Annotated in this window: 16 protein-coding genes; 9 read left to right on the top strand and 7 right to left on the bottom strand. The window is 47.2% G+C overall.

Annotated elements, in window-relative coordinates:
- Positions 1–36 precede the first annotated feature (36 nt).
- The gene (locus tag ACY2RR_RS17875; RefSeq protein ID WP_490109536.1) at positions 37–1,578 is read right to left on the bottom strand and encodes a DHA2 family efflux MFS transporter permease subunit; all 1,542 of its coding nucleotides are present in this window, start codon (positions 1,576–1,578) and stop codon (positions 37–39) included.
- 1 nt (position 1,579) lies between these two features.
- On the bottom strand, positions 1,580–2,680 hold the full coding sequence (locus ACY2RR_RS17870; protein ID WP_490109535.1) for an HlyD family secretion protein: 1,101 nt from the start codon (positions 2,678–2,680) through the stop codon (positions 1,580–1,582).
- Between the two features lie 133 nt (positions 2,681–2,813).
- On the opposite strand from ACY2RR_RS17870, the gene ACY2RR_RS17865 reads away from it, so the two are divergent.
- Both ACY2RR_RS17865 and ACY2RR_RS17860 read left to right on the top strand, forming a co-directional pair.
- Positions 2,814–3,701 (top strand): LysR family transcriptional regulator, encoded by an 888-nt coding sequence (locus ACY2RR_RS17865; RefSeq protein WP_490109534.1) that lies wholly within the window; start codon positions 2,814–2,816, stop codon positions 3,699–3,701.
- Between the two features lie 147 nt (positions 3,702–3,848).
- A complete protein-coding gene (locus ACY2RR_RS17860) occupies positions 3,849–4,946 on the top strand; it encodes an alkene reductase (RefSeq protein ID WP_490109533.1) in 1,098 nt (365 codons plus the stop codon).
- Between the two features lie 51 nt (positions 4,947–4,997).
- Here ACY2RR_RS17860 and ACY2RR_RS17855 read toward each other — a convergent pair whose 3' ends face one another.
- Positions 4,998–5,633 carry an NAD(P)-dependent oxidoreductase gene (locus ACY2RR_RS17855; protein WP_490109532.1) on the bottom strand — a complete coding sequence of 212 codons (636 nt, stop codon included), beginning with the start codon at positions 5,631–5,633 and terminating at the stop codon, positions 4,998–5,000.
- Between the two features lie 122 nt (positions 5,634–5,755).
- Between ACY2RR_RS17855 and ACY2RR_RS17850 the strand changes: the two genes are divergently transcribed.
- The 5 genes from ACY2RR_RS17850 (at position 5,756) to ACY2RR_RS17830 (ending at position 13,017) form a co-directional block, all read left to right on the top strand.
- Complete coding sequence (locus ACY2RR_RS17850) at positions 5,756–6,646, top strand: LysR family transcriptional regulator (RefSeq protein WP_490109531.1); 891 nt, start codon at positions 5,756–5,758, stop codon at positions 6,644–6,646.
- Between the two features lie 125 nt (positions 6,647–6,771).
- Entirely contained in the window at positions 6,772–7,845 is a 1,074-nt protein-coding gene (locus tag ACY2RR_RS17845; RefSeq protein WP_490109530.1) for a dihydrolipoamide acetyltransferase family protein, read from the top strand.
- Between the two features lie 233 nt (positions 7,846–8,078).
- Complete coding sequence (locus tag ACY2RR_RS17840; RefSeq protein ID WP_490109529.1) at positions 8,079–10,001, top strand: PrkA family serine protein kinase; 1,923 nt, start codon at positions 8,079–8,081, stop codon at positions 9,999–10,001.
- Positions 10,002–10,168: 167 nt separating this feature from the next.
- Positions 10,169–11,446 carry a YeaH/YhbH family protein gene (locus ACY2RR_RS17835; RefSeq protein WP_490109528.1) on the top strand — a complete coding sequence of 426 codons (1,278 nt, stop codon included), beginning with the start codon at positions 10,169–10,171 and terminating at the stop codon, positions 11,444–11,446.
- A complete protein-coding gene (locus ACY2RR_RS17830; protein WP_490109527.1) occupies positions 11,443–13,017 on the top strand; it encodes a SpoVR family protein in 1,575 nt (524 codons plus the stop codon). The genes ACY2RR_RS17835 and ACY2RR_RS17830 overlap by 4 nt, the downstream gene beginning before the upstream one ends.
- A gap of 55 nt (positions 13,018–13,072) precedes the next feature.
- On the opposite strand, the gene ACY2RR_RS17825 is transcribed toward ACY2RR_RS17830, so the two are convergent.
- Both ACY2RR_RS17825 and ACY2RR_RS17820 read right to left on the bottom strand, forming a co-directional pair.
- Positions 13,073–13,642: an OmpA family protein gene (locus ACY2RR_RS17825; protein ID WP_490109526.1), complete on the bottom strand. Its 570-nt coding sequence runs from the start codon at positions 13,640–13,642 to the stop codon at positions 13,073–13,075.
- Positions 13,643–13,865: 223 nt separating this feature from the next.
- On the bottom strand, positions 13,866–14,762 hold the full coding sequence (locus ACY2RR_RS17820; protein WP_490109525.1) for a LysR family transcriptional regulator: 897 nt from the start codon (positions 14,760–14,762) through the stop codon (positions 13,866–13,868).
- A gap of 90 nt (positions 14,763–14,852) precedes the next feature.
- Between ACY2RR_RS17820 and ACY2RR_RS17815 the strand changes: the two genes are divergently transcribed.
- Both ACY2RR_RS17815 and ACY2RR_RS17810 read left to right on the top strand, forming a co-directional pair.
- Complete coding sequence (locus ACY2RR_RS17815; protein WP_490109524.1) at positions 14,853–15,080, top strand: DUF2798 domain-containing protein; 228 nt, start codon at positions 14,853–14,855, stop codon at positions 15,078–15,080.
- A gap of 200 nt (positions 15,081–15,280) precedes the next feature.
- Positions 15,281–15,700 (top strand): H-NS histone family protein, encoded by a 420-nt coding sequence (locus tag ACY2RR_RS17810; RefSeq protein ID WP_490109523.1) that lies wholly within the window; start codon positions 15,281–15,283, stop codon positions 15,698–15,700.
- Between the two features lie 6 nt (positions 15,701–15,706).
- On the opposite strand, the gene phoR is transcribed toward ACY2RR_RS17810, so the two are convergent.
- Both phoR and phoB read right to left on the bottom strand, forming a co-directional pair.
- A complete protein-coding gene (gene phoR / locus ACY2RR_RS17805) occupies positions 15,707–17,035 on the bottom strand; it encodes a phosphate regulon sensor histidine kinase PhoR (protein ID WP_490109522.1) in 1,329 nt (442 codons plus the stop codon).
- A gap of 70 nt (positions 17,036–17,105) precedes the next feature.
- Complete coding sequence (gene phoB / locus ACY2RR_RS17800) at positions 17,106–17,798, bottom strand: phosphate regulon transcriptional regulator PhoB (RefSeq protein ID WP_490109521.1); 693 nt, start codon at positions 17,796–17,798, stop codon at positions 17,106–17,108.
- Positions 17,799–17,881: the final 83 nt, after the last annotated feature.

Below are 17,881 nucleotides of genomic sequence, written 5' to 3'. Positions count from 1 at the left end.
GTTGTGGTGCCTCTGATCGTCAGAGGCACTTCTATTTTATGCTGTAGCGGTATTGCTGGTTGTTTTCCCCATCAATACAACAGCCAGAAAACCAAGAAACAGTGATAGTGCAATCACCAGAAACGAGTCACTGAACGCCATAATTCCCGCATCTCTTAGTACCTGTTTCATTATGAGCGCCAGATCCTGTTGCGGAGAGAGTGAAGGCAGCATTTCCTGCAACCGGAACATATAGTCCTGTGTCGTCTGGTTTAATGCTGAAAGACCTTCACTGATGCGAACCTGATGAAATGTTGTTCTGCGATCAATCATGGTAGAAAGAATCGCAATACCAATAGCGCCACTCAAATTCCGGCTGGTGTTAAATACACTGGATGCTGAGTGAATATCTTTCAGATCCAGCTTGGATGTTGCCAGAACGGAAAGTGGCACCATTACGAAAGGTTGCCCAATCGCTCGAATCAGCAAACTCAGGCGGAACTGGTCACCGGCGTAATCCACTGACATAAACGAATTCATCAATGCGCTAAGAGCAAACATCAACAGCCCAAACATACATAGCCACTGTTGAGGTACTCGCTTCATCAGTACTGGCAGAAGTGGGATCAGCAATAGTTGGGGAGCGCCGCCCCAGAGCATCACTTCACCAATCTGCAGAGAGTTATAACCCTGAATCTGAGAGAGGTACATCGGCAACAGAAATACAGAGCCGTAGAGTGCCAACCCCATCGAGCTGTTAGCCATAGTCCCCAGAAAGAACTGTTTGTTCCGGAGAATACGCAAATTCAGAAGAGGGTCTTTACGAGTCAGCTGGGTGTAAACAAAGGCGACAAGAGATAAGCCGGAAACGATGGCTGTAAACAGAATCTCATGGGATTCAAACCAGTTATTACGATTACCCTCTTCAAGAACAAACTCAAGAGTTGCGAGTCCAACAGAGAGAGTCACTATACCGGGCCAATCCGCACTTTTGAGGCGATCCAGCTGCATAGGTGTAGATTCCAAACCATAGGCTAACAATGCCAAGATGATCAGGCCGGGCAGAAAATTGATATAAAAGATTAGATGCCAACTGAAGTTTTGGGTTAACCATCCGCCAATAGTTGGCCCTACAGAGGGGGCAAATACCGCAGCAAAAGAAAACATCGCCATACCTACAGGCTGTTCCTCTTCCGAAAGTCGGGTGCGAATCATGCTGAACGACAATGGAATAAGCGGAGCAACAGCAACACCCTGAAGCGCCCGAAATACAATCATGGATTCCAGGCTCCACGCCATACCACACAACGCAGACATAACAATGAAACCAGCCACGCTCCATAACAGGTAACGACGCAATCCAAAGACACTCGCCAGCCAGGCACTCAGAGGTATAACCACAATCTCGGCGATCATATAGGATGTAGAAATCCATGATCCTTCAGAAACTGTTGCCGCCAGAGAGCCCTGAATATCTGCCAGAGATGAGTTAATAATCTGGATATCAAGGATGGCAATAAATGCCCCAAGGACCATCCCGTAAACGGCTATCCAGTCACGGCGAGAAGCTTTAGCGGCATGAGTTGATGCGGCCTGCACGTTAGAGACCCGCAACCTGTGATTGCTGACGGTTATTTGTGTTGTTCTCAGTCATAACCTTGGTGCTGATATCAACAGGTTCATCCCGGGTATCAACATTGACGACAACAGACATACCCGCGCGTAGTTTTCCGGCAAGTGGCTGGTCTTTCGGTATGGATATTTTCACCGGAATGCGTTGAACAATTTTGGTGAAGTTGCCAGTTGCGTTCTCTGGAGGCAGAAGGCTGAAACGTGCTCCGCTGGCGGGCCACAAACTGTCGATATAACCGGTAATGGGCTGGCCAGGGAAAGCATCAATATTTAGCTCAACGGGCTGACCAACCTGCATGCGACCAATCTGGGTTTCTTTAAAGTTGGCTGTAACCCAAACTGTATCGCTATCCACAATGCTGAACAGCACCGAGCCACTTTTCAGCAGTTGCCCATCCTTTACCTGACGTTGGCCGATAACACCGTCGTGGGGCGCGGTAATAATTGTTTCGGAAAGGCTCTGTCTGGCAATAGCAAGTCGACTTTTCGCTTGTTCAAGAGAAGCCTGCGCCGCGACAATCTGGCTATCCAGAACAGCAAGCTGGCGCTGGTTGGATTCCAGGTTTGCTTTTTGTCCGCTCAGTTGCGCCGATGCTTTTTGATTGGTTGTTTCTGCGTTATCTAATTCATCGCGGGACGCATGGCCTTTGTCGTACAAAGAAGAAATACGCTTGAGTTCTGCAGCAGCCAGCTTTCGTTCTGCTTGAGCGGCTTCCAGTTCTGAACTGGCGACTTTAATCAGTGATTGTTGCAGTAAACGCTGGGAAGCTAGTTGACTGATAGCTGCCTGAGAAGAATTTACCGCTGCATTGCTTTCATCAACTTTCAGCTGGTAATCAGTTGGTTCGATGCGAGCCAGTACATCGCCTTCTTTAACGCTTTGATTGTCCTGAATCCAGCCTGCTTCTGCATAACCTGCCTGTTTAGAGCTGATGTAAATGATGTCGGACTGCAGGTAAGCGTTATCGGTGCTCTCTTGAAAGCGGCCGGTTGTCCACCAGTAACTTCCACCTGAAATGCAGGCAATAGCAACTAGGCAGAAAGCTATGAGTTTTCTGTTGTTTGGCATGAATTGATCCGGATTTAAACGACGATTTTCCGGTAGAGGCTTTGGCACCGGACAAATGGAATATTTGGGCTGAATGCTACCATTGTTGTCCTGTCTGGATTAGATAGCCTTTTCTCAACACGAAGTTCCCTGAATGCAACAATCCTTTGATTTAAACGAAGCGCTGGTTTTTGTAAGTGTGATTGAGGCGGGCAGTATGACTGCCGCCGCTGCACGTTTGGGAATGCAAAAGTCTACTGTCAGCCGCAAGATCTCCGCGATGGAAGAGCGCATTGGCATGCGTCTGTTGCAAAGATCGACTCGTCGTAATGTGCTTACCGATATTGGTGAAGGCCATTACGAACGTTGCCGTGAAATTGTCAGAGCTTTTGAGGAAGCAGAGAGTGTTTTACAGCGGCATAAAGAGGAACCATCGGGAACGTTAAAGATGGTTGTTCCTATCGAAGTAGGACAATTGTTTCTGGCCAGCTTTTTGGGAGGATTCGTGCAGCGCTGGCCTAAAGTCTCGCTGGATGTGGAGCTGACCAATCGCATGATTGATTTTCGTGAAGAGGGAATTGATCTTGCGTTGCGACTGGCTCCGCCTAATGATCAAAACCTTGTATGCCGAAAAGTAAAAACATCACCAATCTTATTGGTGGCAGCGCCAGAGTTTCTTAAAGGAAAAACATTCCGGCACCCAAAAGACTTGCAAAACGAGAACTGTGTGAAGATTCGTTCAACGCACATAGAAGATTTATGGCTTTTCACTCTCGGGGAGGAGTCTTACGAATTACCGGTGAAAAGTAATCTCTGTTTTAACAACATAACGGCTGTGCGAGAGTCCGCTATTACCGGAGCTGGTATTGCCCAGCTGCCTGAAATTATTCTGGAAGATGCATTACGAGAGGGGGCACTGGTTCATTTGTTGCCAGAATGGACGTTGCCGGTACGAACTATTTACGCAATATATCCGGCACGGCGATTTATGCCTTTAGCGTTGGCTACTTTGCTGAGGGAGATGGAAAGCATGATGGGATAACTAGCCAGCGCCAATATCAGTGGTGTGCTCCTCAGATAAAAGGACGTTGTTGCTGCCGACTCAAAAGTCATTTGTATTTTCCGATCTGTTTTGAGCTGGCGTACCAGAATAGACTGCCCGCAGTTCCTATCTGTGGAGATGTCTGCGATGACCGCAACGCTGTTCTCACCTATCAAACTTGGCAACTATTCCCTGAATAACCGGATTGTGATGCCACCTATGACCCGCTCCCGGGCAACCCAGCCGGGCAATATCGCAAACGATATGATGGCGGAATACTACGGACAGCGTGCATCTGCTGGTCTGATTGTTGGTGAAGGCACTCAGATTGCTGAGAATGGTCAGGGTTACGCATGGACTCCTGGTATTTATACACAGGAACAGATTGCTGGCTGGAAGAAAGTGACCGACGCTGTTCATGCAGAAGATGGTGTTATCTTCGCTCAGCTTTGGCACGTTGGCCGTGTGACTCAACCTGACAACATTGGTGGTCAGCAGCCGATTTCCTGCTCCGCTATTCGTGCGGAAGGCGTAAAAGTATTTATCGACAATGGCTCCGACGCTCCAGGCTTTGTTGATGTTGTTGAGCCTTGTGAAATGACTTTGGAAGATATTGCTGAAGTTATCGAGCAGTATCGTCAGGCAGCACTGAATGCTGTTGAAGCTGGCTTCGATGGTATTGAGCTGCACGCTGCTAATGGTTATCTGGTTAACCAGTTTATTGATTCTGAATCTAATGCCCGTACTGACCAGTACGGCGGCAGCCTGGAAAATCGTCTGCGCTTCCTGGATGAAGTTGTTGCTGCCATGGTTTCCGCAATTGGTGCAGAGAAGGTTGGTGTGCGTCTGGCTCCGCTGACCACTCTGAACGGCACTGTGGATGCCAACCCGGAAGAAACTTATGTGGAAGCCGCCCGTATACTGAACAAGCACAAGATTGTTTTCCTGCACATTGCCGAAGCTGACTGGGATGATGCGCCGCTGATGCCTGTATCTTTCAAGAAAGCTGTGCGTGAAGTTTTTGAAGGCGTAACCATTTACGCCGGTAAGTACACTCCGGAAACCGCTCAGAAAGCTCTGGATGAAGGTTGGGCCGACATGATTGGTTTTGGCCGTCCATTTATCTCAAACCCTGATCTGCCCGCACGTATCCAGAACAACTGGGAATGGACTGCTCACAATCCTGACACTCTGTTTGGTGGTCAGGAGAAAGGTCTGACTGATTACACTGTATATCAGCAATAACCCATTAATTGTCAAAGTGAATCAGAGGGCACACACCTCTGCTTCAGTCTATCAGTAAGCGATACCGATTCGCTTTTGGTGCTGGCCGTGTTTCTCGGCCTGATCCAAAAGTGCTACAGCATAGTCTTCAACAGAAATGCGACTGTTACCCTGTTCATCTTTCAGAAGCTGATCTCCACCAATGCGATAGTGTCCTGTACGTTCTCCTGGGAAGATTTCTACAGCAGGGCTTACGAACAGCCAATTCAGTTCTGTTTGGGTATTTCGAAAAATTTCGAGAGACTCTACCTGAGCCTGTGCTTCCCCTCTGTACTCTTCAGGGAAATCCGAATGTGAAATGAGAGGTGTGTTCTCGGTGGCTTCGAGGCTGCCTGCTCCACCCACCCAGATTAAATTATTAACTTTGGCCTTGGGTAGCTCATCAATAAGCCATTTGGCTGTTTGTGGAACAATCTCGTGATTGCCAGCAGCTCTTCCGCCTATCGAGGCGATAACCAGATCTGCCCCTTCAACAGCCTGCTCAAGCCCACTTTGGGTGCGCAGGTCCAGTGTGCGACCTTCTACATTGTCTTTTTCAAGATCAGCAGCATTGCGGCTGATGGCGATCACACTGTGTCCACGGTTCAGCGATTCGTTCATAACTGCTGAGCCAATCCAACCAGTAGCTCCGATAATTGCGATTTTCATTACACCCTCCAGATTTGCCTATGCATCTATGGGGGAAATTATCTTTGCTCCATCAGCTGGGATAAATAATCGAAATGGATCATGATTGTTTCTGCTTTTGAACTAATGATTGAGATTGCTGGATGGAAAAGCTGGAAGCTATTCGCAGCTTTGTAGAAGTTGCTCATACCGAAAGCTTCACTCAGGCTGCGGAACGTTTGGAGCGAAGCCGTATAAAAGTCAGCAGGGAGGTGCAGGAGCTGGAAGCCTGGCTTGGATTAAGGCTTTTGAACCGTACAACAAGGAAGGTCAGCCTTACGGCCCCCGGTCGTGATGTAATGCCTTTCTGTGAACGCATGCTGAGTGAGGCCGCTGGGCTGGAGAGCTTGGCCCGCAGTCATAAAGAAGAACTCATTGGTGAGGTGCGAGTAGCGTCACCTATTGGGTTAGGGCAAAACATGCTTTTCGATGCAGTAGAGCTGTTTAGCGCACAGCATCCCAAAGTGATCATCAACCTGCTTGTGTCGGATCAGAACGCAGAACTGGTAGATGAACGAGTAGATGTGGCAATGAGGTCTACCACTCAGCCTGATGAAAATCTGATTGCTCGTAGAATTATGGAAGTTGAGCGGGTGGTCTGCTGCACTCCAGATTATCTGAATCAGCATCAACCTATAAAGGAGCCACAGGATCTGTTGAACCATAACTGTCTGGTTCATATTGAACAGGCAGAATGGACTTTCAGGGGATCGAAAGGAGCAGAGACAGTTCCGGTGCGAGGTTCACTGAAAGCGAACGATGCCTGCATATTGCTTAAAGCGGCGCTGAAGCATAGGGGAATAGCTAATCTTCCATGCGATATTGCCAACCCTTATCTGGCAACAGACCAGCTTGTTCGAATTCTTCCCCATATCGAAATACCTCCAGCTTTATTGTGGGCTGTGTATATGTCACGCAGTTATCAAAGGCCGGTAGTAAGGGCTTTTATTGATCATCTGGCTGAGTTGTGGAGTGATGATATTCGCTCCTTGTGAGTTGTATAGATAGGAAGGCATTACTTCAATTCGCTTTTGCATATCAAATATTTATTACTAATCTGAATAAAAAGAGCTTCTAAAAATATAAGAGTCTGTGTTTGGAGTCATCACGGAGGGATGCCGTGAAGTTTTTCAAGTTGCCTGATCTAGGGGAAGGAATTCCCGAGGCAGAGATTGTCGAGTGGCATGTTCGCGAAGGGGAAACCGTTCGTGAAGATCAGGTTATTGTGTCTATGGAAACCGCCAAAGCCGTGGTGGAAGTTCCTTCACCCTGCGCAGGGGTTATTGTTCGCCAGTTTGGTCAGCCAGGTGATTTGATTCATACCGGCGAATCGCTGGTGGAATTTGAAGGTGCGGATGAAGACACAGGTACTGTTGTCGGCACAATTAAAGAAGCAGGCACCGTTGATGCTGATGATGACGAACAGTTTTTTGTGGGAGCGTCGCCTTCAACAGCAAAAGTTCAGGAGATGGCAAAGCCTGTTATCTCACAACTTACCCGCAGCTTAGGTAAGCCAGCTTCAGGTTATGAACTGGAACATGGCGAGCCTTTGCGAGGTGTTCGCCGGGAAATGGCTCGCAGCATGGCTCGTTCAGGCCGTGAAGTTGTTTCCGTAACCCTGTTTGCAGATGCAGATATTCATTGCTGGAGCGACAATGAAGACCTTACCGCTAGGGTGTTACAGGCGTTAACTGTCGCTTGTCAGGAAGAGCCCTCACTGAATGCCTGGTTTGATGAAGTGACAGAGCAGCGCCAGTTGATGAACGAAGTTAATATTGGCTTGGCGGTGGATTCACCTCAGGGGCTTTTTGTACCAATTATCCGCGACGCCCAGAATTTTACTGCACAGCAAATTCGCTCTGAAATTAACAGACTGAAAAATGGTGTGAAACATCGGGAATTGCCACCAGAAGCTTTTCAGGGTGCAACAATTTCTGTGAGCAATTTTGGTGCATTAGGTTGCGGAAAATATGCCACTCCCGTTGTTGTTCCACCGGCCGTTGCCATTCTTGGAGTCGGTTCTGTTGATGATCAGGTTGTCCCTTATCGTGGGCAGCCCGCGGTTCACAGAGTTATTAGTTTGTCTTTGTCGTTTGATCACCGGGCGGCAACCGGAGGTGAAGCGGCAAGATTTCTTAAAATTGTCGTGCAACATCTTGAACAAAAAGAAATGACAATTCAGTTGCAGGGATAAGAATTTCGTTTTACAAACATAGTAAGTGGGAAATTTTTTATATCAGATTTAGCTGCGTTATCGGTCACCGATAGCCGTACTAAAAAGGAGGTATCTGCAGTACCTGTCATATCAGGGTGATGTGTCAGGAAGAATGACAAGAAAACAAAACCGTTAACGCGGGGCAGGTCACGCTGTCGCTCCCAAAGCAGTAAAAATAAACATGTTTAATGCTTAAGGGTCAGGTAGAGAATATGGAAATTTTCAATAATTACCAACAGCGTTACAAACAGAAAGAGCAGGAGGAAATGTCTCTTCAGGAGTACCTCCAGCGATGCAAAGAAGATCCTACTGCCTATGCCAATGCGGCTGAACGTATGCTGGCGGCTATTGGTGATCCAGAGGTTATAGATACCTCCAGAGATTCACGTTTATCCCGTATCTTTTCTAACAAACTCATCAAGCGTTACAAAGGCTTTGAAGAGTTTTATGGCATGGAAGATGCCATTCAACAGATTGTTTCTTATTTCAAACATGCAGCACAGGGCTTGGAAGAGAAGAAGCAGATTCTTTACCTGCTTGGCCCGGTTGGTGGCGGTAAATCCTCCCTCGCTGAAAAACTGAAAAGTCTGATGGAGAAAGTGCCTTTCTACGCAATTAAAGGCTCCCCGGTTTTTGAATCTCCACTTGGTCTTTTCAATCCTGCCGAAGATGCTGGAATTCTGCAGGAAGAATATGGAATCCCTTCCCGTTACCTGCGGGGCATTATGTCTCCATGGGCGGTCAAGCGTCTCCATGAATACGGCGGTGATATCAGCCAGTTCCGGGTAGTGAAACTCTGCCCAAGTATTCTTGATCAGATTGGTATCGCTAAAACTGAGCCAGGTGATGAAAACAACCAGGATATCTCCAGCCTTGTGGGTAAGGTGGATATTCGTCAGCTGGAAGAATATTCCCAGAACGATCCGGATGCTTACAGCTTCTCCGGTGCTCTGTGTCGCGCAAACCAGGGTGTGATGGAATTTGTGGAGATGTTTAAAGCTCCTATCAAAGTTCTGCACCCACTTCTGACCGCGACTCAGGAAGGTAACTACAACAGCACCGAGGGAATGAGCGCGATTCCTTACGACGGTGTAATTCTAGCTCACTCGAATGAGTCGGAATGGCAGACCTTCCGGAACAATAAAACCAATGAAGCCTTTATTGACCGGGTGAATATCGTCAAGGTGCCTTACTGCACTCGCGTGAGTGAAGAGATCAAGATTTACAGCAAACTGCTTGAGCACAGCTCTTTGAGAGAAGCGCCATGTGCGCCAGATACTCTGAAAATGCTGGCTCAGTTCACCACTCTTTCCCGTATCAAGGAACCTGAGAACTCCAATGTGTTCTCGAAGATGCGGGTTTACGATGGTGAGAGCCTGAAAGATACCGATCCGCAGGCCAAACCTTTGCAGGAGTACAAGGATGCAGCTGGTGTGGATGAAGGTATGGAAGGCCTCTCCACCCGTTTTGCATTCAAGATTCTTTCTAAGGTGTTCAACTTTGATCCATCAGAAGTAGCAGCAAACCCTGTACATCTTCTGTATGTGCTGGAAAGAGAGATTGAACAGCAACAGTTCCCTCAGGACACTCACGAGCGCTATCTGCGTTATGTAAAAGAGTTCCTGGCGCCTAAGTACATTGAGTTCCTTGGTAAGGAAATTCAGACGGCGTATCTGGAGTCTTACTCAGAATACGGCCAGAACATCTTTGATCGTTACATCACCTACGCTGATTTCTGGATTCAGGATCAGGAATATCGTGACCCTGAAACCGGCGACATTCTTGATCGTGGTGCCATCAATGATGAGCTGGAGAAGATTGAGAAAGCCGCCAGCATCGCCAATCCGAAAGACTTCCGGAATGAGGTGGTGAATTTCGTACTCCGTGCCCGGGCGGGTAACGATGGCAAGAACCCAAGCTGGCTCAGCTACGAGAAAATGCGCACTGTGATTGAGAAGAAGATGTTCTCAAACACTGAAGACCTGCTGCCGGTTATCAGCTTTAACGCCAAGGGCAGTCAGGAAGAACAACGCAAACATACCGAGTTTGTTAAGCGGATGATGGAGCGTGGCTACACCGAGAAACAGGTGCGCCTGCTGTCCGAATGGTACATCCGGGTACGTAAATCGCAGTAAAAGCCGATATTTAAGGTTGAAGCCTTAAAAACGACCATACTTATTAATGATGTAGATGTAAGACAGACGGGGCGAGGCGATCACCAGGGATTGTGAGTGCGGTGCCAAGGATGGCGCCGGTCTTGCCCCAGACGTCTCTAAGCAGCATCGCGGCACAGGGAGTGCGCATGAGCATCATCATCGACAGACGGCTCAATGGCAAAAACAAAAGCACTGTAAATCGCCAGCGCTTTATGAACCGTTATCGGAAGCACATTAAGAAAGCTGTTTCTGAAGCGGTTAATAAACGCAGTATTACCGACGTCGAGAGTGGCAGCAGTATTACCATTCCCCGCAGAGATTTGTCTGAGCCCATTTTCCATCATGGAACCGGCGGCCTGCATCAGCAGGTGATGCCCGGCAACAAAGAATTTATTTCTGGCGACCGAATCAAGCGTCCACCTGGTGGTGGCGGTCAGGGTGGTTCTGGCAGCGGTCAGGCCAGTGATCAAGGGGAAGGTATGGATGAATTTACCTTCCAGATCAATCATGATGAGTTTCTGGAATTTATGTTTGATGGCCTTGAGCTGCCAAACATGCGTGAAAAACAACTTCATGAAACCGTAGAGTTTCGTACCCATCAGGCGGGATTTACCACTGATGGCCCACCTGATCGTTTAAATATCGTCCGTTCACTTCGCAGTGCCCATGCCCGGAGAATTGCCCTCTCTGGAGGAACTCGTCGTGAGATTCGCAAGCTCAAGCGTGAACTACGGGAGATGGAAGTTCAGCCTGGGGCAATGGATACAAAGCGGGCTGACGTTATTCGAGCCGAATTAAAAGAATTGAATGGCAAAATGAAAAAGCTGCCCTTCATTGATGATATTGATCTTCGCTACAACAACTTTGTGAAAGTGCCTCAGCCTTCCAACAAGGCAGTGATGTTCTGTGTGATGGATGTATCTGGTTCCATGACACAGGAAATCAAGGATATGGCCAAGCGCTTCTTTATTCTTCTGTACCTATTTTTACAGCGGAGTTACAAGCAGATAGAAGTTGTTTTTATCCGTCACCACACGGCAGCGAAGGAAGTGGATGAGGATGATTTCTTCTACTCACGGGAAACGGGCGGCACCATCGTTTCCAGTGCTTTGGAAATGACCAGAGATATTATCACCAAGCGTTACTCGCCCAGTGACTGGAACATTTATGTGGCGCAGGCCTCTGATGGTGATAACTGGGAAGGTGATTCCTCGGTATGCAGCAAGATTCTGGTCAATGGTTTGATGCCGCTGGTTCAGTACTTCTCCTATGTAGAAATTACTGATCGCCAGCATCAAAACCTATGGCGTGAATACGAAACTATTCAGGATGGATATTCTGACACCTTTGCCATGCAACAAATAAAAACAGCTGCGGATATTTACCCCGTATTCCGCAAACTGTTCGAGAAAAAGGAAGCATGATGGAAGACCAGCAGGAAGCTGTGAACAACAACAGCGAAGGTAAAAAGAAAGAGCCTCTGACGACAGGGGCAGACTGGACTTTCGATCTTATTCAGCAATACGACAGTGAGCTGGCAAGGATTGCCAAAGACTTTCGTCTAGATACTTATCCCAACCAAATCGAAGTGATCAGCTCTGAACAAATGCTGGATGCTTACGCTTCTGTTGGTATGCCGCTGATGTACAACCACTGGTCTTTTGGTAAGCACTTTCTGAGTAATCAGGAGCGTTACCAGAGCGGGCACATGGGGCTGGCTTACGAGATTGTTATTAACTCCAATCCTTGTATTGCCTACCTGATGGAAGAAAACACCATGGCCATGCAGGTTCTGGTGCTTGCTCATGCCAGCTATGGGCACAATTCATTCTTCAAAGGTAACTATCTGTTCCGCACCTGGACAGATGCAGAATCCATTATTGATTACCTGATGTTTGCCAAAGGCTACATTGCCCAATGCGAAGAGAAGTATGGCGTTGAAACTGTAGAAGAAATTCTGGATGCCAGCCATGCCCTGATGAATCAGGGTGTGAACCGTTATAAGCGTCCGCGCCCTTTGTCTGCTGGTGAAGAAGAAAAGCGGCAGGAAGAGCGTGCAGAATATATTCAAAGAACGCTGAATGATATTTGGAGCACAATTCCGCAGCAGGAAAAAGCAGCCGAGAAGAGTACGGAGCGATTCCCGAAAGACCCTGAAGAAAATATTCTCTACTTTATTGAGAAGCATGCGCCTCTGCTGGAGACATGGCAGCGGGAACTGGTGCGAATTGTTAGAAAGGTTGCGCAATACTTTTATCCACAGCGCCAGACTCAGGTTATGAATGAAGGCTGGGCAACCTTCTGGCATTACACCTTAATGCACAAACTTTACGACGAAGGGTTAATTAACGAAGGCTATATGCTTGAGTTTCTGCATTCCCATACCAGCGTAATTTTCCAGCCTGATTTTGATGATCGCCGGTTCTCGGGTATTAATCCTTATACGCTGGGCTTCAAGATGTTTATGGATATTAAACGTATCTGTGAAGAACCCACGGAAGAAGATAAGCGCTGGTTCCCAGACATTGCGGGTACAGACTGGTTAGACGCTGTTCACCATGCCATGAAGAACTTCAAAGATGAGAGTTTTATTCTGCAATATCTTTCTCCTAAGGTTATGCGGGATATGCGCCTGTTCAGTATTGTGGATAACGAAAAGAATGCTTATCTGGAAGTGGATGCTATCCATGATGACCCCGGTTATCGTCAGGTAAGAGAAGCACTGGCAGCGCAATATAATCTGGGTAACCGTGAACCAAATATTCAGGTTTATAACGTGAATGTGAAAGGAGATCGCTCTCTGACTTTACGTCACTTTATGCATCAAGGTCGTCCGCTGGGTGATAGTGCAGCAGAGATAGTGAAGCATATCCACAGGCTCTGGAAGTTTGATGTGAAGCTTGAAAGCGCGGAAGGAAACGATGTGAAGAAAACTATTTCCTGCCCGAAGGAATCAGAAAAGAGTCGGTCTGGAGCCATTATTGAAATGGCATAGTCATTTGTGCAATTGAAAAGGGAGCCTGACCCGGCTCCCTTTTTTTGCCTGAAAATCAGCGTTTCATAACTCTGATTTCTGCCCGGCGATTCTGGCTGCGGTTGTTCTCCGAAGAGTTTGCCACCTGGGGTGATAACTCACCCTTGCCGGAAATCTTGATTTGATTAGCCGGAACACCTTTCGCTTTCAGGTAGGTTTTCACAGCTTTCGCTCGCTTAAACGACAGAGCCTGGTTATAAGCTTCTTCACCAAGGTCACAGGCATGACCGGTTACATCAACCACCATGTCTGATTTAACGTCTTTAGCCAGCTTATCAAGAAAGTTCTTCTGCTCTTTGCTTAAAGCTGAAGAATCGAGTTCAAACTGCATAACAGCCATACCGTCATCAGCCGTTGCACAGGCCACACCGGAAATCAGTGCACCCGCAACAAAGGCTACGCCACCAGTTGCCAGATCAAATGCCGCCGCTGGTAAACCCAGAGCCAGGCCGCCTTTTGCTGAGCAAAGGGACCAGTCATCAGAAGGTTTGTAAGCGGAACCAGCCTGATAGCCCGAAGAGACACAGCCGGTAAGAAATACAAAAATGAGTATCAGCGCCGATACTCCGGGAAGTTTTCTACTCATGGTACTACTCCATCCATGAAGTGATTTTTGAGTCCTTTCCACACTGGAGCAGAAGGTTTAGAGAAAACATCCGGCCCGGTCTGTAAAGTCAATTTGAGTATAGCGCCGGGCTGGATTCAGACTTTACCAGAATGATGGAGAATTCAGTTTGTGGATTGGCATAGACGTTTTCCTGTCGGAAATATTTTGGATAGAGTCTGGAAACCGTCATAAAAATTACGATTTACATAGTGAGCCCGGTGATTTTGTACTGGTGTGAGAGTAATTTGTCGATAAGAAACGTCAGAGCTTTTGGCTGGTGCTTTCGTCTGCGGTAATAAAGGTAGGCTTGCCGAACTTCCAGCTGGTGCTGAGGGAGAACCCGAACCAGATTGGTATTCTCTGGAAGATGATGAATAGGAATTGAACCGATGCCAATGCCTGCTTCCACCGCCTGAATCAGCATTTTCACATCATTAACAACCATTCTTGCTTTGATTCTGTAGGAGAAAGCATCTCGCCCTGGCATGGTGAAATGAAGTTCTCTTTTCTGTTGCACACTTACCCAGTCGTGCTTATCAAGTTCTTCTATTGTGTGTGGTTCCCCATGTTTGTCGAGATAAGACTGTGCTGCGTACAGGCAATCGCAGGATTTCATAAATGGTCTGGCAATCAGATCCGATTGTCTGCCAGAGTCGAATCCCAGAACAAGGTCTCTGTCCGACTCTGGCACACTGTCGTCTAGATTCAAGCGGATATCGATGGAGACTTTCGGGTAATCAAGAATAAACTCTTCAACAAGGTCGCCAATGCCTGACTGATACATGGTGTACGGAACAATCAGGCGAATATTGCCTTTTACCTGCTGTTCTTCGTACAGAAGTTCTGCCAGCTCCATCTCACTTTGTTCGAACTCCCCATATAGGCGATTAAAAAATATCTGACCCGTTTGAGTTGCTGAGAGATTTCGACCTTTGCGCTCAAGCAGTCGAACGCCAAGGCGATCCTCCAGTGCTGTCAGGCGACGGGACATTGTTGATACCGGTAAACGCAGGTTATGGGAGGCTTTTTGAAGAGAGCCACTCTCAACAACGTGGCAGAACAGATAAAGGTCGTCGAAGTTTCCAAATATGGAATTCATGTTTTAAAAACTGCGTATTTTTTCCATAGGCCGAAAGTATTAATCTGGCCATGGTTTATAGCAAGAGCATTTTTTTGAAGGTTTTTTTTAGTGAAAAGTAAGTTGTTTTGGGTGACCGCTATTTTAGGGTCCTGTGTTATGTCTCTGGTTATGTCTGGTCTGATTTCAACAATCAATAATGGACTGGATCACATGACATTTATGGGGTGGATGCGCAGTTTTATTATCTCCTGGCCGATTGCATTTACCATGAACATTCTGGTGTTACCTGGTGTGCGTTCACTGGCTGCAATGGTTTGCCCGGAAAAAGCAATCTAGCCATCCTTTCAATAAACACTGCTGCAACAATGAAAGGCGCAGTCGCACTGCAGAATATATTATGGTTATTAAAAATGGGAATATGGCCTTATCCATTCCTGTTTTTAAAATCTGAAAATAAAATGATTTGCAGTTGTCAGTCTGGAATCTATTACCTATTTTTCAATCGCCTTTATTGTGTCAAAGCGAGGGTCTGATTCGTGAATATATTCGAGGAAGTGATGCACCGCTTGAGCAGCAAAACCCGTATGCGCGGGTTGTTCCGGGATGTGCACGTTGAAGATCTGGAAAGAATCGTTTCCAGATTACAGGATGTTTTGGAAGAAAAACGCGAAGCTGTCAGTGCAGAAAAAGAGAAGCTTCAAGAAAAGAAGAACAGCATTGATGCTATTCGTAAACTTATGGAAGAGCGTGGTGTTTCCCTTGAAGATTTCGGTCAGACGATGCCTGGCGAAAAGAAAAAACGCAATATCAAACGTTTCCTGTTTGAATATCAGGATGGTGATGGCAGTGTCCATCAGTGGGAAGGTTCACTGACTGGCCGAGCTCCTAAAATCTTTCAGGATTATCTGCAGCGCACCGGCAAAGAAAGGTCGGATTGCATCATCGAATCGCGCTGAGTCTTATTAAGCAGCCTTTCTTACTAAGCGACTTTGAGGAAAGTGACAGGTAAAACTGCTTCCTCTTCCTGGTCTGCTTTTTACCATTAGCGTTGCATCGTGTCTGAGCAGCACATGTTTAACTATTGCGAGGCCGAGTCCTGAGCCTCCGGTTGATGCGTGTCTGCTCTTGTCTATTCTGTAAAAGCGTTCTGTCAGGCGGGGAATATGTTGAGGCTCAATACCGATGCCGTTGTCCTTGATTGACAGGTAGCCAGTATTAAGCTCAACAACCCACTTCAACTTAATAGAACCACCATTCGGCGTGTATTTAACGGCGTTAAATACAAGATTTGAAATAGCGCTGCGAAGTTCTTTCTCGTTGCCCAGTATTTCAGTTCCTGATTTACAGGACACCTCAATCGTATGACCTCTTTCTCCGCTAAAGGATCGTGCATCTTTTGCAATATCATCCAATAGTTCAGCAACAGGTATAGGAGTGAGATCCTGCAGACTATCGGCTGTTTCCAGTTTTGAAAGAATCAACAAGTCCTCAATGATATTTGCCATTCGGTCTGATTGACTCTGCATTTGGCCAAGAGCTTTAGGCAGCATTGGAGGAGGTGGTTCAGGCATTAAAACAAGACTGTCGGAAAGTGTTTCCACATAACCTGAAATCACAGTTAACGGTGTTCTCAGTTCATGAGAAACATTGGCAACAAAGTCTTTTGTCATTTGCTCAAGCTGGAATACCCGGGTGTTATCCCGCACAACCAGAAGGCGATTGTTTGGACCATAAATTGTGATGGAGTAGAGCAGCCTCTTCTCGGCAGAAACCGGAGAAGGGAGCATTAATGGTTCCTGATAGGACTCACTTTCAAAATAACGTGCAAAGCGCGGGTGTCGAATCAGGTTGGTAATCTGCTGACCTACATCATCAGGATTACGTAGACCGAGAATATGCTCGGCTGCTGGGTTCCACCATTCGATCTGGCCCTGGTCATTCGTAAGAACAACCGCATCTTTAAGAGCAGTTGTGGATTGCTGGAAACGATTAATAACTGCTTTAAGTCGGTTGCGTGCACGTTCCTGTTTACGCATCAGGCGGTACATGCCGTCGAACATTTCTCCCCAAAGGCCATGGCCGTTGGGAGGCTCTATAAGTTCAGAGGACGAGGAGGAAATCTCCAGCCAGCTAATCAGCTGAAAAACATTTTTCAGAGTCCAGACAAGATAGGCTCCGCAGCCGATCAAGATAATAGGAAGGGTTTGTCCGGTTAACAGTCCAATCCCAAGACAGGCACCCAGCATCAGAACCAGGCGCTTAATAACTTCAATTTGCCAGTTATGGTTCACATTTTATCCGGTCTTATTATGTCAACAAATCCATTGTGTATCCGGCTCGGCCTCTGGCCGAAAACTCCGGTTATACCTTCATGGAAAAACGGTATCCCGTGCCCCTTACCGTTTGGATCAGTTTCTCATGATCATTGCCGAGAGCTTTGCGCAGGCGACGAATGTGTACATCAACTGTTCGCTCTTCAACGTAAACATTACCCCCCCACACATGGTCAAGCAACTGACTTCTGGTGTAAGCCCGTTCCTGGTGAGTCATAAAAAACTGGAGTAAGCGGTACTCAGTTGGTCCCATTTCAGCAGGGGCGCCATCAATGGATACCCTATGACTGATTGGGTCGAGCATTACGCCCAGAACCTCAATAGGTTCGCTCTGGCCAGCAGTCGCGGTTCTGCGTAAAACAGCTTTTAAACGTGCAACAAGCTCTCGTGGGGAGAAAGGTTTGGTGATGTAATCATCTGCACCACTTTCCAGCCCCTGAATCTTGTTATCTTCTTCGCTTTTTGCGGTGAGCATAATGATGGGGGTAGCAGACGTCAGCTCATCACGCTTAAGGCGTCGGGCCAGCTCAATGCCGGTAACTCCTGGAAGCATCCAGTCCAGAAGAATAAGGTCTGGCTTTTGGTCCACGATTAAGGCGTGAGCCGTTCTGGCATCCTCTGCCTCAAGGCAGTGATAACCAGCCATTTCTAGAGCAACGACGATCATCTCTCTGATTGGCGCTTCATCGTCGACTATGAGAATTTTGCTGGTTGTTGTCATGGCTCAGAAGATTCCCCCTTAGGATCTGCCCTGAGAATTACAACGCCTCAATGTTACAGTTAAATGACAGAAACTTATAAGCA

The organism is Parendozoicomonas sp. 2304DJ65-17, assembly GCF_058148445.1.
This window is presented reverse-complemented; position numbering and strand designations above follow the sequence as displayed.

What these genes read in the sequence shown, in the direction of transcription:
- ACY2RR_RS17870 (WP_490109535.1), bottom strand. Translation starts at nt 2,680, where the DNA reads ATGCCAAACAACAGAAAACTCATAGCTTTCTGCCTAGTTGCTATTGCC.
- ACY2RR_RS17865 (WP_490109534.1), top strand. Translation starts at nt 2,814, where the DNA reads ATGCAACAATCCTTTGATTTAAACGAAGCGCTGGTTTTTGTAAGTGTG.
- ACY2RR_RS17860 (WP_490109533.1), top strand. Translation starts at nt 3,849, where the DNA reads ATGACCGCAACGCTGTTCTCACCTATCAAACTTGGCAACTATTCCCTG.
- ACY2RR_RS17855 (WP_490109532.1), bottom strand. Translation starts at nt 5,633, where the DNA reads ATGAAAATCGCAATTATCGGAGCTACTGGTTGGATTGGCTCAGCAGTT.
- ACY2RR_RS17850 (WP_490109531.1), top strand. Translation starts at nt 5,756, where the DNA reads ATGGAAAAGCTGGAAGCTATTCGCAGCTTTGTAGAAGTTGCTCATACC.
- ACY2RR_RS17840 (WP_490109529.1), top strand. Translation starts at nt 8,079, where the DNA reads ATGGAAATTTTCAATAATTACCAACAGCGTTACAAACAGAAAGAGCAG.
- ACY2RR_RS17835 (WP_490109528.1), top strand. Translation starts at nt 10,169, where the DNA reads ATGAGCATCATCATCGACAGACGGCTCAATGGCAAAAACAAAAGCACT.
- ACY2RR_RS17830 (WP_490109527.1), top strand. Translation starts at nt 11,443, where the DNA reads ATGATGGAAGACCAGCAGGAAGCTGTGAACAACAACAGCGAAGGTAAA.
- ACY2RR_RS17825 (WP_490109526.1), bottom strand. Translation starts at nt 13,642, where the DNA reads ATGAGTAGAAAACTTCCCGGAGTATCGGCGCTGATACTCATTTTTGTA.
- ACY2RR_RS17820 (WP_490109525.1), bottom strand. Translation starts at nt 14,762, where the DNA reads ATGAATTCCATATTTGGAAACTTCGACGACCTTTATCTGTTCTGCCAC.
- phoB (WP_490109521.1), bottom strand. Translation starts at nt 17,798, where the DNA reads ATGACAACAACCAGCAAAATTCTCATAGTCGACGATGAAGCGCCAATC.